The 14,248-nt window shown below is 43.9% G+C and carries 11 protein-coding genes and 1 tRNA gene; 3 read left to right on the forward strand and 9 right to left on the reverse strand.

Going from position 1 to position 14,248, the window contains the following annotated elements; translation table 11 throughout:
- Nucleotides 1–9: 9 nt before the first annotated feature.
- Genes MSG35_RS17995 through MSG35_RS18020 form a run of 6 tightly spaced genes read right to left on the reverse strand, consistent with a single transcriptional unit; the run spans nt 10 to nt 7,638 of the window.
- Entirely contained in the window at nt 10–585 is a 576-nt protein-coding gene (locus MSG35_RS17995) for a nitroreductase (protein ID WP_081230102.1), read from the reverse strand.
- The gene (locus MSG35_RS18000; protein WP_081230103.1) at nt 572–2,503 is read right to left on the reverse strand and encodes an iron ABC transporter permease; all 1,932 of its coding nucleotides are present in this window, start codon (nt 2,501–2,503) and stop codon (nt 572–574) included. The genes MSG35_RS17995 and MSG35_RS18000 overlap by 14 nt, the downstream gene beginning before the upstream one ends.
- Complete coding sequence (locus MSG35_RS18005; protein WP_248384670.1) at nt 2,496–3,452, reverse strand: iron-siderophore ABC transporter substrate-binding protein; 957 nt, start codon at nt 3,450–3,452, stop codon at nt 2,496–2,498. Before MSG35_RS18005 ends, MSG35_RS18000 begins: the two co-directional genes overlap by 8 nt.
- Nucleotides 3,449–4,219 (reverse strand): ABC transporter ATP-binding protein, encoded by a 771-nt coding sequence (locus MSG35_RS18010; protein WP_248384671.1) that lies wholly within the window; start codon nt 4,217–4,219, stop codon nt 3,449–3,451. Before MSG35_RS18010 ends, MSG35_RS18005 begins: the two co-directional genes overlap by 4 nt.
- 9 nt (nt 4,220–4,228) lie before the next feature.
- Complete coding sequence (locus MSG35_RS18015; protein WP_248384672.1) at nt 4,229–6,442, reverse strand: TonB-dependent receptor; 2,214 nt, start codon at nt 6,440–6,442, stop codon at nt 4,229–4,231.
- A 32-nt stretch (nt 6,443–6,474) separates the two neighbouring features.
- Nucleotides 6,475–7,638 carry an MFS transporter gene (locus MSG35_RS18020; protein ID WP_248384673.1) on the reverse strand — a complete coding sequence of 388 codons (1,164 nt, stop codon included), beginning with the start codon at nt 7,636–7,638 and terminating at the stop codon, nt 6,475–6,477.
- Between the two features lie 316 nt (nt 7,639–7,954).
- Between MSG35_RS18020 and MSG35_RS18025 the strand changes: the two genes are divergently transcribed.
- Complete coding sequence (locus MSG35_RS18025) at nt 7,955–9,505, forward strand: IucA/IucC family protein (protein ID WP_248384674.1); 1,551 nt, start codon at nt 7,955–7,957, stop codon at nt 9,503–9,505.
- A gap of 373 nt (nt 9,506–9,878) precedes the next feature.
- Here the strand turns inward: MSG35_RS18025 and MSG35_RS18030 are convergent, their stop codons facing one another.
- Nucleotides 9,879–10,955, reverse strand: a complete 1,077-nt coding sequence (locus MSG35_RS18030; RefSeq protein WP_132941148.1) for a hypothetical protein — start codon at nt 10,953–10,955, stop codon at nt 9,879–9,881.
- A gap of 346 nt (nt 10,956–11,301) precedes the next feature.
- Here MSG35_RS18030 and MSG35_RS18035 point away from each other — a divergent pair, with 346 nt between their 5' ends.
- Complete coding sequence (locus MSG35_RS18035) at nt 11,302–11,817, forward strand: helix-turn-helix domain-containing protein (RefSeq protein WP_248384675.1); 516 nt, start codon at nt 11,302–11,304, stop codon at nt 11,815–11,817.
- Between the two features lie 350 nt (nt 11,818–12,167).
- Here MSG35_RS18035 and MSG35_RS18040 read toward each other — a convergent pair whose 3' ends face one another.
- Together MSG35_RS18040 and MSG35_RS18045 are read right to left on the reverse strand one after the other, a co-directional pair.
- Nucleotides 12,168–13,043: a site-specific integrase gene (locus MSG35_RS18040; protein ID WP_248384676.1), complete on the reverse strand. Its 876-nt coding sequence runs from the start codon at nt 13,041–13,043 to the stop codon at nt 12,168–12,170.
- A 49-nt stretch (nt 13,044–13,092) separates the two neighbouring features.
- Nucleotides 13,093–13,169 (reverse strand) — tRNA-Arg (locus tag MSG35_RS18045).
- Between the two features lie 211 nt (nt 13,170–13,380).
- On the opposite strand from MSG35_RS18045, the gene folD reads away from it, so the two are divergent.
- Nucleotides 13,381–14,238, forward strand: a complete 858-nt coding sequence (gene folD / locus MSG35_RS18050; RefSeq protein WP_017062367.1) for a bifunctional methylenetetrahydrofolate dehydrogenase/methenyltetrahydrofolate cyclohydrolase FolD — start codon at nt 13,381–13,383, stop codon at nt 14,236–14,238.
- Nucleotides 14,239–14,248 lie beyond the last annotated feature (10 nt).

Here is a 14,248-nt window from a genome sequence, read left to right on the forward strand (position 1 = left end):
TTTCATTATTTAATAGGTCGTCTGTGGCGACCATTTTGATGTCAGCGGTTTTGCACACCGTCTACGCTTTTTACGTGTTTCCGCAGGTGTACCTAGTACCAAGAAACCCACAGGAACATGACTCTCATTAAGGTGCAGATGTTCTTTCACATTTGGCAGGTCCACAGCTTCCGTCGAATACCAAACGCCACCGTAACCACTCGCATCCGCTGCTAGGAGTATCATTTGGCATGCTGCAGCCGCCGAAAGGATCTGATCTTGTTGTGAGATCTCCTTGTGTGGTTTGATCTCTGCAGAGACCAGCACCAGCATCGGAGCTTGGCGTAAATAACTTGATAGTCGTTTGACTTGCCCTTTATCTACATTCACATCAGACGCAACCCATGCGGCACTCAATAGTTCGACCAGTGCTTCAACTTGTTCATGCTCTATCACTAGAAAATGCCAAGGGTTAAGATTCCCATGATCTGGAGTACTCATTGCGGTTTGCAGTATGGTCTCTAAATCACACCCAGCCGGAGCTGGTAGAGATAACTCATGAACATGATAAGAGACACGTTGTTGAAGAAATTTAATCAATTCCATGACGTTGTTTTCGATATCCGATTAGTAGTAAAAGTAAGAAGTAAAGGCTTCCTAAAATAGACACGACCAAGCCAGCTGCTATTTCAGAAGGGGGCATAAGACTGCGTCCTATTCCATCAGCCCAAATTAAAAGAGACGCACCAGTAAGACCCGCGGCGGGAATCAGATGAACATGACGATATAAACCCAATAGACGCGCGCAATGTGGCGCTAACAAGCCAACGAAGCTAATTGCACCAACAGTTGATATTGCAACCGCCGTTAATAGAGCAGCAACCCCGAGCAGCACTAGACGGTAAGGGGTAAGAGCAATCCCCACGACTTGAGGAATCACTTCTCCCAAAGGCATGATGTCTAGGCTTCGTAGAATAGGAACCATAACAATGAGTGACAAAGCGAGCGTAACAGCCAAAGGCATAATGCTTTCAGCAGACGCGCCATAAGTTGTACCAGACAGCCACATGAGAGTGACCGTTGATGTTGTGCTACCGAAAGTCAACAAGATGTGAGTGGCAGTGCCAGTAAATGCAGAAATAACAATCCCAAACAGCGCGAGTTGAGAGACGCTAAGTTGTGATTTGAGCCCCCAAAAAAGGAGCGCTATAACGGTGAGAGCACCGGTTAGACCGGCTAATACGATCATGTTGTGACTGGCTCCCGGGAAAACCACCAACAGACAAGCAATCATTAAAACTGAACTGGTACTGACCCCGGAAATATCAGGGCTTGCTAACGGATTTCTGAATAGTGTTTGTAGCAAAGTCCCGCCGCAAGCCAATGCAAAGCCTGCAAGTCCTGCTAAAACAATCCTGCTCATTACCCAATCAGAGCCAATATTATTACTTGGTTCAGACCAATAACCCACTGTCATGATAAGAATCACACCGAGAACCAGTAACACATGACTTGGTGAAAGCTTTAACAATGGACGTAGACCAATCACTTGATCTTCTGTAGCAGCAAGCGCTCGCCCACTCTTTCCAAATAAAAGGAGTAAGAAGAATGGTGCGCCCAAAAGCGCCGCGAAAGCACCAGTTGGTAATCGATAGCCTAAGAACAGCAGACTTCTTGAACACCATTCGGCCAGCAGCACTAACATCGCACCAATCACCAAGGATAGAAGCCAAAGGCTTGTAACACTTCGACCTTGGTATTTGTTCACCGTCAAATAACGAGCCAAATGGGGAGCCATAAGCCCGATAAAACCAATCATACCGACCATCGCAGTTGCCAGAGCCGCTTGAGAAATAGCAAGGAGCAAAATCACCCAACGCCAACGATTTACTGATAAACCCAATGCATGCGCATGTGTTTCACCAAGCTGAAACAGTGAAAGCTTAGGCAGCACGAGGACACTCAGCGCCAACGTAATAAAGGCTGGCAAAGAAAACTGTTTAAATGCTTCGGATGAGCTTTGTAGAACTTGTCCACTCCCCCATAGGAACAGCCCATCCGTTTCATGTTCGAAGTAAAGCAAAAATACAGAAGCAACCGCGCCGGCACCAAGACCAATAGCCATACCAACTAACACTATTGGCAGTTTTCCCCCACCAATAAGTCGACCCACCATAACGACAAGAAAGGCAATCGCAACACTGCCTAGAAATGCGCTACACCAGACAAAGATGAGTCCGCCCTCAGGATAAAATACTCTTGCTAGAACAGCGCCAAGTAGAGCGCCGGAGGCAACACCTAACGTCGAAGGAGAAGCAAAATCATTGTCGAGCGATACTTGAATTAATACGCCAGAACTGGCTAACAATGCCCCTGTTACAATCGCCATTCCAACCGTCGGGAGCCAAATGACGTCAAACATCACTTGGCTCAATTGCAGATCTGAGATAGGAGAAATCGTATATAAGTAACCTGCGACAACGAGAGACAATGCCAACAATGAACAGCTGAAAAATCTAACCATTGCTCTTCTCCTTCCAATCCAGCAGTGACTTTGTAAATACTCTAGCCATTCGCTCAATCGACTTAGGCCCACCAAAGCTCCAAAGTGGTTCTACTTCAGAGAGTGCGTTTTGTTTGACGAAGGGCAAGTATGGCCAAACCGGAGAACGAGTCATCCGTTCACTATCGGTTTGATTACCTGCTAGTAGAAGATGAGTATTAATAACACCCGGAAGCTGTTCCAATTGAAGATGAACAAAATCCTTACCAGGCAACGAACTCTGCCACTGATAGTTCAGACCCAACTGTTCAGCAACTGAGCCTGCCAAACTGTGGTTAGAAAAAATTCGTAGCCCATATCCCATGCCCACAAATTTGCCGTAGGTTACCGAAGTCCCAGCAAGACCAGACTCTTTAATCGCTTTGCGCAATTTGACGAGAGTTTTATCCATATCGTCCAACATCAGAGCCGCTTGTCTCTCGGTCCCTGTTACAACGGCTAGAGTGGCAAATATTTGTTGAGCCTGTTCGAAATACCGAAACTCCGGCTGATCTAACCTTGGGAATTGCTGATAAAGCAGAGTGGGTGCGATCTGGTTCAGTACTGGGTACAAGCGCTGATGTCGAAAGTCATATCCAACGATCAAATCAGGCTTTAGGTTCGCGATAACCGCTAAGTTTGGTTCTTGGCGGCGGCCTACTTCTACAACATCTTCTGGCAATTGTGGATTGTTGGTTTGCCATTTTCGATAACCTCTTCCTTCAGTAATACCAACGGGTTTTATACCAAGAGATAAAAGCATCTCTGCTGCAGACCAGTTTAACGCCACCACCCTTTTAGCAGGCTGATTAAGACTCACACAGGTTGATAGGCAAGCCGCCTCTTTATCGATGAAAGGCTGATTTGCATAAACAATAGATGGTATTAAGACCGTTAAGATTGAAATGAGGATGCAAGATAAACGCCTCATGCACGAACCTCCGTCCACAAAATTCGCTGCCCATCGATATCGTGATCACGAACTGGAGTTTGATAGATATGACTCACTCTTTCTGCGGTGATCACATCATCGACCAGACCAGAAGCAACTAAATCTCCATTTTGCAGCATCATGGCTCTATCACTGTATTGAAGGGCTTGGTTCAAATCATGGAGTACCCAAATAATGGTTTTACCAAACTCTTCATTGAGTCGTTTAACAATCTCCAATAACCCTTGTTGATGATGGATATCCAACCAAGACGTTGGCTCATCCAGCATCAAAAGTGGAGTATCTTGAGCAAGTACCATGGCTAGCCAGCAACGCTGCAATTCACCACCAGAAAGGCCGCTCAATAATCGGTCTCGATAATGTTCAATGCCAGACACAGAAATTGCCCAATCAATGGCTTCTTTGTCTTGCGCATCTAAGCGACGATACCAAGGGCGATGCGGATGTCGACCAAACGCGACTAAGTCTGCCACTGATAAAGTTGAAGGGACGGGGTTACGCTGTGGCATAAGAGCGATTTCGCGAGCGATCTTTGCTCGAGACAAGTTAGAGACTGGATCACCGCGAAGTAGAATTCCTCCACTATCAGGTTGTCGTAATTGACTCAACACCGACAAAAGTGTCGATTTCCCTGAGCCGTTAGGACCAATCAAGGCGGTGATAGATCCTTGAGGGAACCCACCGCTCATTGGTTTGAGAATAGATTTCCCTCCTAACTGGAGGGAAACATCGTTAAATTTCAGCACATTCAAACCCTAGAATGTCGCGCTGTAAACAACAGAGAAGGTAGTACCTTGACCGTTGTGAGTGAAAATTTCTTCAGGAACACTCGCACCGTAAAGCATTTGCGAACGCTGGCTCCAAAGCGTCTCGTACTCTCTGTTGAACAGGTTTGAAATGCCTAGGTTTAACTGACCAACCGGTAATGCCATGTAAGATGACACGTTAGCAAGAGTGTAACTCTCCAGCTTTTCGCCATCATCATCTTCGTAGCTTATGAAGCTATTGATTCTCAGCTCTGCGCCGTATTCAAGGTTATCGTAACCAAACCACACACTACCGGAACTAGGGCTCGCTGATGCAGCAGATAGATCTTTCCAGTCACCAGAAACTTTAGTTTCACTCTTCACATAGTGAGCATTCACACCTGAGTAGATACTGTCCGTAAAGCTATATACTGCTTGACCTTCAACACCATAGATACGTTTGTCATCGTCTTCTACAACAACCGCAAATGTGGAGCGATCGTAATCTACTGTTTTATCTGAAAGTGAAATGTATGACGCAACTTGAGCATCTAAGTCACCTTCGGACATACGCCAACCAAGCTCTAGAGCATTTGTTTTAACACCTTGAAGTTCGGTATTAGATACTGATGTCGAAGAGACTAGATTCGAGCCTTCACCATATGGCCCATCGTATTGACCTTGCCCAAAAAAGCGAGCTGGATCTGGCACATCAAAACCTTGAGATACATTTGCCCACACTTGTGATGTCTTGTTTAAATGGTAAACCGCGCCTAAGTTAAACAGCCACTCGTCATAATCGGTCTTACCACCAGCAATTGAATCTGGGTTTGAATACACCCCAAGCTGCGCTAGGTGTTGTTGTAGAACCCCAACATGGTCACCAATTTCGTGCTCAATACGCTCATAACGGAATCCACCACTAACGGTAAGGTCTGATGTCACTTCCATTTCTAACTGGTTAAATAACGCAATGAAACGGCTATCCACATCTGGGTAACGTTGTGCGGTTTGAGAAGGTACGAATACCATGCCACCCGAACCTACTGACGTTGCTTGATCATAGATAGTCTGACTAGCATCAAACGACTCTTGAGAAGCATCTAATCCAAATGTTGCAGAGACAGACTCAAACTGTTTAATTAATGCTAACTTCGCACCAAACACAGATGTGTTCTGCTCAGAAGCACCGTAGAGCGGGTATATGTTACCTGGCAAAGGCGATAGAGATACTCGTGTTATCGTTGGGAATGGGAAGAAACGAATAGACTCATCACGGTAGTAAGCTTGAGCTAACAATTGGCCACCTAACACATCGGCATGACTGTATTGAGCATTAACCATGTATCTTTCAGTGTTTGGCTGTTCATCCAGTTGCAAGCCTTTACGCGTCTCGATCAATGAAGCATTGAAAAGACCGCCCAAGTTTGCTCCAAGATAGGTAGAATACTCCGAGTCTTGCTCGCTATTGTAGTATTGAGCGCTAACAGACAGTGTTTGTTGCTCATCAAACGAGTATTCAGCGTTTGCCATCACATCTATTGTGTCATTGAACTGCAAATCTGTTTGAGTAATATCAGGGCGAACGATATCACCATTTGCGTCGTACACACCGCCAGTTCCACTATACGCAACTGAAAGTCTGCCTTTCAGATCGCCATGTCCACCAGAAACCGCAACCGCAATTTCTTTTGCCAAATCGTCACTGTTGTTGAAGCCAGAAGATGCACCAACTCTCGTTTCAAATGTTAGCTCATCACTCTCCGCTTTTTTCGTGATGATGTTGATGATACCGCCAGCAGCACCGGCACCGTATACTGAAGTGGCTCCTGAAAGCACCTCAATTCGAGCAATATTGAAAGGATCAATACTATCCAATTGGCGGCTAATGTTTCGTGTTGAGTTCAGCGATACACCATCGATCATAAATAGAGCCGTACGACCACGTAAATTCTGAGAGAAGTTAGTACGTGCGTCACTACCAAAATCAAAGCCAGGGATAAGTTGACCAAGAGCATTCTTGAGATCTGCACCAGTATTTATGACTTTTTCTAGCTCTTGCTGGTCAACAACCCACATGGTTGCAGCAACATCCGAAATAGCCGTTTCAGCTCGATTAGCGGTTACAACAATGGTCTCTGTATCAGAAGCGTGAGCAAGGTTAGCAAAAACCAATAACGCAATTGGGCTAAGCTTAGCCATGCATCGAGTGGTGGTGTTCATATCGTTAGTGTCCATTCTTATTAATTAGATTATTAGTAGGTGCGTGCTTGTTCCAATTCCGACGATGAATTAAGCCGCAACACACAATAGATTAGAGAGACAGAGATAAGCCCGATCAAAATAGAGAGCAGCCACTGTTGATTAAGAAACAATGCCGCAAATCCTGTCCCTAGGATGTGTCCACTTGTATAAGCTCGAGTTAAATACCCGCTAAGCTTTGATTGCATTAAAGTATCGTTTTCACTTTGAAGTAATCTCGCGGTATACCAAGCCGGTAAACCTGCGACGGCTAAGAGTAGCCACACAAGTGAGCCCCCGAGCCCCCACCAATTCATCCCAAACATGACTAAGGTAGCACTGCCAATAATTAGGCTAGATAACAAGATACCCATAAAGTGATTGGATTGGCGTTGACTGAGAGATGGTATAAAACGAAGTTGATACACCACGAGCAAAATGCTCGTTGCAAGCATCAACGACGCATAAATGTCGGTCCCTTTCTCCCCTTGATATCCATGTAGAGATAAGAACTGTAAAACAAAGAATTGGAATACCGCGACCAAGGCTGTGGTAAGCAGCGCGGCAGTAAATGCAAAATAATGCATTGGTTTTATCGAATATTTCTTAGACGTCGAATTGACATTTTTTTTCCACTGCCCTGCATCACAGCGAGTGAAAAATAACGGCAAGACCATGACGATAGGAAGCAGAAGTAAGTAGCCAAACTCCATAGGAAGAAAGACCAAACTTGGACCAACGAGTCTTCCGAGCGTGAGAGCACTACTTAAGCGAGAAAGTGCCGCAGGTGTCGCGTCGTTTTTAGTTGCTAACAAAGTTTGAGATAGAGGAAGAAACGCGCAGCTAAAGGCGCCAATCAAAAATCGACTTCCGCCTAAAAGCAACAAATTCGGTACGTCCCCTAAGATCAGGGCAACAAACGTCAAGCAAGAGAAAGCATAGCCAGATGCAGCTAGTTGAAATGATTTTGTAAAGCCAAACTTACTGACAACAGCTCCCCAACGGCTGGCACCAAGCCAGTAACTGACAAGGTTCATGTTTACGGCAAGCACCAGCCCCCCCATAGAGGCGTTAATATCAGATGCTTCAAGCCAACCTGACAAAGATGGAATAGCAGCAACAACCAGAGTCTGGTTGATACCAAGCGATATCAATACCAGATAAAAAGCCGACTTCATAATGATCAACAATGCAAATGAGAATGATTGTTAATATAATTGCCATTTATGTTACAGTGTGTCAATAATATTATGAACTTAAATTCATTTTATAAATAATGATCACCATTTGGTTTATTAAATAAATCAACTTACTAACGGATTGGACACAATGACACCGAACTCTTGGCTAAGTGTTAATCGCTCTCTGTGCGCGAAAATCATCTCTGAACTTCACTATGAAGAACTTCTAGAACCAACGAAACAGGACAGGGTTTGGTTTTTAGAAACCAAAAATGACAAATGGTACTTTGAAGCCAGTATCACAATTTGGGGGATGCTTGAAATCGCCAAAGACAGTATAGAATGCGAAAGTGGTAAAGCACCTTTAGCACCTCAATTACTTATTGATTTAAATGAATATTTAACAATATCTGACATCAACTTGGCTAACCTGCTTGAAGAGGTCCAGCAAACCCTTTATAGCGATATGGTCAGAATGAAAAAGCTAGAAGGAATGACAGCTGACGATTTAACTTCCATGAGTGAAATCGACCGTCAGCAATATATCGATGCACATCCAAAAGCAATTGCTAACAAGGGTCGTCTTGGCTGGGGTGTCGATAATTTAGAACAATACTCACCAGAGTCTGGTAATCCATTTCAATTGCGTTGGTTAGCCATTCGTAAATCTCAATGCGAAGCTGGAATTGCCCAGTCGACAAGCTACGATAGCATTCTAAAAAACGTTCTTGGTGAGGCGGAATTCGATCAATTAAACGCAAAGTTAGGGGCTCAATATCAAGATTTTTGGCTAGTTGCCATTCACCCTTGGCAGTTCCAACGATTTCTAACCAGTCAGTATGCTTGCTTGTTTATGAACGGTGATATCGTCGATCTCGGTCTAGCTGGGGCAGATTGGAAAGCTCAACAGTCCATTCGTACACTCAGCTCACCTTCTAAACATATTGCTTATGACGCTAAAACCGCTTTGAGTATTCTCAATACTTCTTGTTATCGTGGCATTCCAGGAAAATTTATTGTTCAAGGACCTGAGCTATCTTCTTGGCTAGATAAACTCACGAAAACGGATGAAACATTAAAAGCGGCTGGCTTACATGTTCAACAAGAAGTCGCAGGCTTTTATGCTCCCCACCCATTTCAATCACAACTTGAGCAAGGGCCTTATCGATATCAAGAGATGTTGGGGTGCATTTGGCGTGAGCGTGCTGAGCACATCATTGCAGAACATAAACGTCCAATCACTATGGCTGCTTTGATGCAAGGAGACCTCAACGGAAAGCCTTTAATTGGTTCTCTAATCGATGCATCAGATATCACTATTGAGCAGTGGCTAGAAAAACTGTTTAGCCATGTCGTAGTCCCACTCTACCATTTGATGTGTAAGTATGGCGTTGGTCTTGTTGCGCATGGACAAAACATCACTCTAGTTCTAGAAGACAATATACCTTGTGGTTGTATTATCAAAGACTTCCATGGCGACTTAAGAATCGTCAATCAAGAGTTTCCCGAGTTAAACTCGCTTGACGGATCTATCAAAGAAACCCTCACACGATTACCGCCACACTATTTGGTCCACGACTTATTAACCGGTCACTTTGTTACGGTGTTAAGGTTTATTTCTCCGAGAATCGCGGCGTTGGGCTTCGAAGAGGTAGACTTCTATCGCTTATTACGTCGTGTCATTCAGGCGTATAAAGAACAACATTCACACCTTGAAGAGAGGTTTAATCAATTTGATTTGATGACTCCACAAATCGACAAAATTTGCATAAATCGAGTCAGATTTAAGATTGGTTATGGGGATACGAACGAAAGACCACTGCCCGATATTGGAAAGCCAATTAATAACCCACTCATGCAATAGCTTATGTTTTAGTCGCCAGAGGAGCTATCGCAAACTTTGAAGCGACAAGTTAAGATTTATTCGCCCACTTAATTGACCTCTGAACGTGGGCTTTTTTTCACTTTGCCATACCTGTAGATTCATCGTTACTTGACCATATACTTAACTACATATGCCAGAAACGACAAAGGCCTGACAACTTAAAAAGTTATCAGGCCTTATAGAATAATGGCACGCCCTGAAGGATTCGAACCTTCGACCACCTCCTTAGAAGGGAGGTACGGTCGCTTTCGCTCCCCAGTGCGAGCTATACAGCTCGGCACAGTCAAATGACTAAACTAGCAATGTATTATGCTAGGCAATTAATCTATGTTCCAAGCCAAATTATGTCAAGTTAGGCTTCTTGATTCATGTTTGGAAGCTTTGGTAACTCTCGCTCTACAGGAACTTCAAGCTCACCTGTTCTGAACTTTGGAACATCAAGTTCTAGTCTCTTGAGTTCTTCCGACACATCTCTTTCAAGTAGCAACTCAAATGCAGAATCTAACAACTTCTGATGTGCTTCATCTGTAATAATACCTTGCATACCGATTACATCGTTTCCAAGTAGCACAGCAGAAGCGAACCATATACCCAACGCTATTGGGTATTTATCAACGACGAACTTAAACCAAGCATCACCAGGCGACTGGTACTGCGCTTTATTAGATACTGTCAACAACCCGGCATTTAAATAACCTTTGAAAACAGCATCAAATTGGTCACGATTGAAGTCCTTATCAATAAAATGGTTTTCGAACTCTTTAGCAAGCACCTCAATTTCGCTAAACAATGTGAACAAAGTACCTATTGAATAGCTATTAATTGGTTTATCAGTTCCAATCTTTACTGACAAGTACAGTTCATTTTTCTTCGTGAACACTGGATACAGCGAATGACACAGCGCTTGCCAATGGTCATCAAGACAAGTGACTGTCTGTCTTGCTCGTAATGCTTGTGCCAGACCATAAGGTACATGCTCTCTGCGGATTACAGGTCCCCAGTTAACTCTTCTACGTAGGTGCATATCAGCGTCACCTCTGTAGCCACGAACTTCACCCTCTAGCACTACAGGCTCTCGCTCAATGTATGCGTTACTGGTGATTACACCGTACCTGTAGCCAGCTTGACCAACAGTGATAATCCAATCACCAATAGCCATTTCATTAATAAACTTAGCTGCTTGCTTTAGCTGCCTGTTGTACTTATCAAAGCGCTTCTTCTCAAAGCCTTTCTGCCTTAGTGCATGTCTTAGTTCAGCTTCAGTGCTATTGAACTCTCCTGCTGCCTTTGACTCCAAATCCAATACATTTAGATGTCCAATACCAATACAATTATTAGAAGTGAAGTGGTTGTAATAGTGACCACCACTAGACCTAATCATCCAGTAACGTCGATTTGAAGGTACTTCATAAATCTCATTTGTTATCATTATCTAACCCCTTCTATTTTTACGGGATTATATAGTATCTCTATGCTACTTCACTCGTAATCCATAACATCTGAACCATTCTTTGAGCTACATCTATTTATCGATTGATTTGAGCACTGCCTCCACAGGACTGTGCTTCATATTCAAGGCAGTATTTAGTTAATAGCAACTTATAGCGAGATAGTATTAGACGAGAAGAGCCAGTCAGGTAGAATTGCCAATTCCTGCACCAATTCTCCGGTGCTTTTATCAACAGATGGATACTGTGGGTAATACAGGTAAAATTAGATGCATGCTGAAAAGGTTTAGAGCAATCCATAGTTTCCTTTAAATAGGAGACAACGTTTTGTCTAATCAATTTACGATAACTAAACAAATTATCGAAGCAAACTTAAAGCAACTCCACAACATTACACCCACTGAAAAATTAGTGTTGGTGTGCCTCTCAAGCTACTTAGGTAGCCCAAAGAAAGATGGTGTCTATAGTTGCTTTCCCAGTCAAGGACGCCTTTCAAGGGAAGCTGGTTGTGTACGTTCAACCGTAAACAGCGCTCTCCAAAAGTTCGAAGAGTTAGGTTTTATTCGCAGTCTCTATCAAGTAAATGATAGTGGTGCAAACACCTCCAAACTCTATACATGGCTTGGGATACCACAAACTGAAGAACAGGAAGAAAGCGAAGATTCAACCGAGTCAAGCCAGTCTGAAGTTGTGGAAATGAGAACAGAGGATGGTGAACCAGAAGTACTGGTAAATGTTGAATCTTCCCCTCTTACTCAACCTGAAGTAAGTCTGGAGCCTGTACCTACTTCAAGCTGGTGGGGTGATTTTGAAGCAGAGCTAGCAGAAGAATCACCGTTCTAAGGTTGCCCCTTCGGGGGCTTTCTTATCCTATCCGACAGGGTATGAAGTACAAGTCGATACCCCCTACCTCTTCACGCTACACCCCTTGTGCAGTAAGGCGTCATCCCATGTTCACTGAGTAGACACAAACATACTAAGGAACATACTATTTAATCTACTATTTATCCTACCAATTAAAAGAGACGCTGAAAAAAAAGGAAATCAAATAAATGACTTCCCCCTTTCACTGTCTATCTGACTGCCCGTGGTAGTCACACGTCAAACGGTTAAGTCTATTAGATATGTATCCATATACAAAAAGCTCGAATGACGTCACAGTACCACTACACATAGCCAAAAAACATTAGCTATCAATCGAATAGCAAGCCAGCCAAAGCTGTGGCGTCAAGTTTAATATAGCGGTTAAGCATACGATGGTCTTTGTGACCAGATACCTTTGATACTAAAACAGCATCGTGCCCAGCCGCTATTAAACTACTCAAGCGGTAATGTCTCAATGTATGCAAAACAAAATCACCTAACCCAGCTTCGTCTGCAGCTTTACGAAACTGTTTACTCAAGTACTCTGGCATGATGCTAAAGACCGGATAAGTTTCTGTCCTACCTTCAATCATAATCAGTCGTTTACGAAGAATCGAAACAGCTACTGAACTCAACGGAACTTTTCTATCTTCTCCATTCTTCGTATTACGAAGGTGAATAAATCTCTCTTTTAGAAATATATCGCACTGTTGAAGTTTTAGTATCTCATTCCGTCTACATGCCGTTTCAGCAAGCAACAAGGCAGCATCACGGAGTTCTTCAGTTTGAAGGTGACTGATAACGTCATAGACTTCTTGCTCAGTCGGGACAAACGACCGAACTCCATAGTCACTTGGGATTCGAATCTGCTTGAAGATATCAGGAATCTGTAAACCTATATCCTTTCGCAACCAGTTAATCATTGCTTGTAGCGTGGATGCATCTTTTCTCACAGTGCCAGACTTAACCTTCTTAAGGCGAAAATCAATAAACTGAGTAATTAAACTTCTAGATGACGGTGCTAGTGTTAGCTCACGAATAGAATACGCAGAGAACCAAGATGAAATACGAGCTAAGCGGTACTGTAAGGAGCCTAGATAAGACTTGTGGTATTGTGCCTTAGTATGGATATAAAACTCTATACAGACAGGAATAGGGGTTTCTAGGGTTGGTGTAGAAAGTGTGATATTTGTAGCAGTGTGCATGGCACAGTCCTCTCAGAATTAATAAGAAAGACTGTGCCCGCAGGAATAATGGCACGCCCTGAAGGATTCGAACCTTCGACCACCTCCTTAGAAGGGAGGTGCTCTATCCAGCTGAGCTAAGGGCGCGCTACAGGAACGAATTATACGAATTCGAATCAGTAAAGCAACGGCTTTATGTAACATTCTGATCTAAGTGGGTAAAAAAAGGCCAACAAACATATAAGTGTTGGAAAATAGACCAAAGCAAACGTTTGCTTGATGGTAATCAAAAAGATTTTCTGGAATAATGCGCCAAAAACACCAGCCACTAACTTGAATATCAATACTAAGGAAATTCATGACTGCTCAAAATATTGATGGAAAGCTAATTTCTCAAACGGTTCGCTCCGAAGTTGCTGCACGTGTAAAAGCTCGTACTGAAGCTGGATTACGCGCTCCGGGCCTAGCGGTTGTTTTAGTGGGTGAAGACCCTGCTTCTCAGGTTTACGTTGGAAGTAAGCGTAAAGCGTGTGAAGAAGTTGGCTTCGTATCTAAATCTTACGACTTGCCAGCCACTGCGACAGAGGACGAATTGTTAACACTGGTAGACCAACTGAACGACGATCCAGAAATCGACGGTATTCTTGTTCAACTGCCTCTACCAGCAGGCATTGATAGCACTCACGTTCTTGAGCGTATCACGCCAGAAAAAGACGTTGATGGCTTCCACCCCTACAATGTCGGCCGTTTGGCTCAGCGCATGCCTAAGCTTCGCTCTTGCACGCCAAAAGGCATCATCACGCTGCTTGACCGTTACAACATCGACTTACGTGGTAAGCACGCGGTTGTGGTTGGCGCATCAAACATCGTAGGTCGCCCAATGACGCTAGAGCTTCTTCTAGCAGGTTGTACGACGACAACATGTCACCGCTTCACCAAAGACCTTGAAGGTCACGTGCGTCAAGCAGACGTTGTTGTAGTTGCCGTTGGTAAACCTAACTTCATTCCTGGCGCTTGGATTAAGAAAGGCGCTGTTGTGGTCGATGTGGGTATCAACCGTTTGGAATCTGGCAAACTAGTGGGTGACGTTGAATACGACGTAGCGAAAGAAAGCGCAAGCTTCATCACACCTGTGCCGGGTGGTGTTGGCCCAATGACGGTGGCGAGCCTAATCGAGAACACCATGATCGCTTGTGAGCAATTTCACTCGAAATAGTCCGCAGCGC

Origin of the sequence: Vibrio sp. 1CM23M (assembly GCF_023161755.1) — a bacterium.
Lineage (GTDB): Bacteria > Pseudomonadota > Gammaproteobacteria > Enterobacterales > Vibrionaceae > Vibrio > Vibrio coralliirubri.

Excerpts from the sequence above, each read along its gene's own strand:
- MSG35_RS18025 (WP_248384674.1), top strand. The coding sequence starts at position 7,955 with ATGCTTGAAATCGCCAAAGACAGTATAGAATGCGAAAGTGGTAAAGCA.
- folD (WP_017062367.1), top strand. The coding sequence starts at position 13,381 with ATGACTGCTCAAAATATTGATGGAAAGCTAATTTCTCAAACGGTTCGC.
- MSG35_RS18040 (WP_248384676.1), bottom strand. The coding sequence starts at position 13,043 with ATGCACACTGCTACAAATATCACACTTTCTACACCAACCCTAGAAACC.
- MSG35_RS18020 (WP_248384673.1), bottom strand. The coding sequence starts at position 7,638 with ATGAAGTCGGCTTTTTATCTGGTATTGATATCGCTTGGTATCAACCAG.
- MSG35_RS18030 (WP_132941148.1), bottom strand. The coding sequence starts at position 10,955 with ATGATAACAAATGAGATTTATGAAGTACCTTCAAATCGACGTTACTGG.
- MSG35_RS17995 (WP_081230102.1), bottom strand. The coding sequence starts at position 585 with ATGGAATTGATTAAATTTCTTCAACAACGTGTCTCTTATCATGTTCAT.
- MSG35_RS18000 (WP_081230103.1), bottom strand. The coding sequence starts at position 2,503 with ATGGTTAGATTTTTCAGCTGTTCATTGTTGGCATTGTCTCTCGTTGTC.
- MSG35_RS18015 (WP_248384672.1), bottom strand. The coding sequence starts at position 6,442 with ATGAACACCACCACTCGATGCATGGCTAAGCTTAGCCCAATTGCGTTA.
- MSG35_RS18005 (WP_248384670.1), bottom strand. The coding sequence starts at position 3,452 with ATGAGGCGTTTATCTTGCATCCTCATTTCAATCTTAACGGTCTTAATA.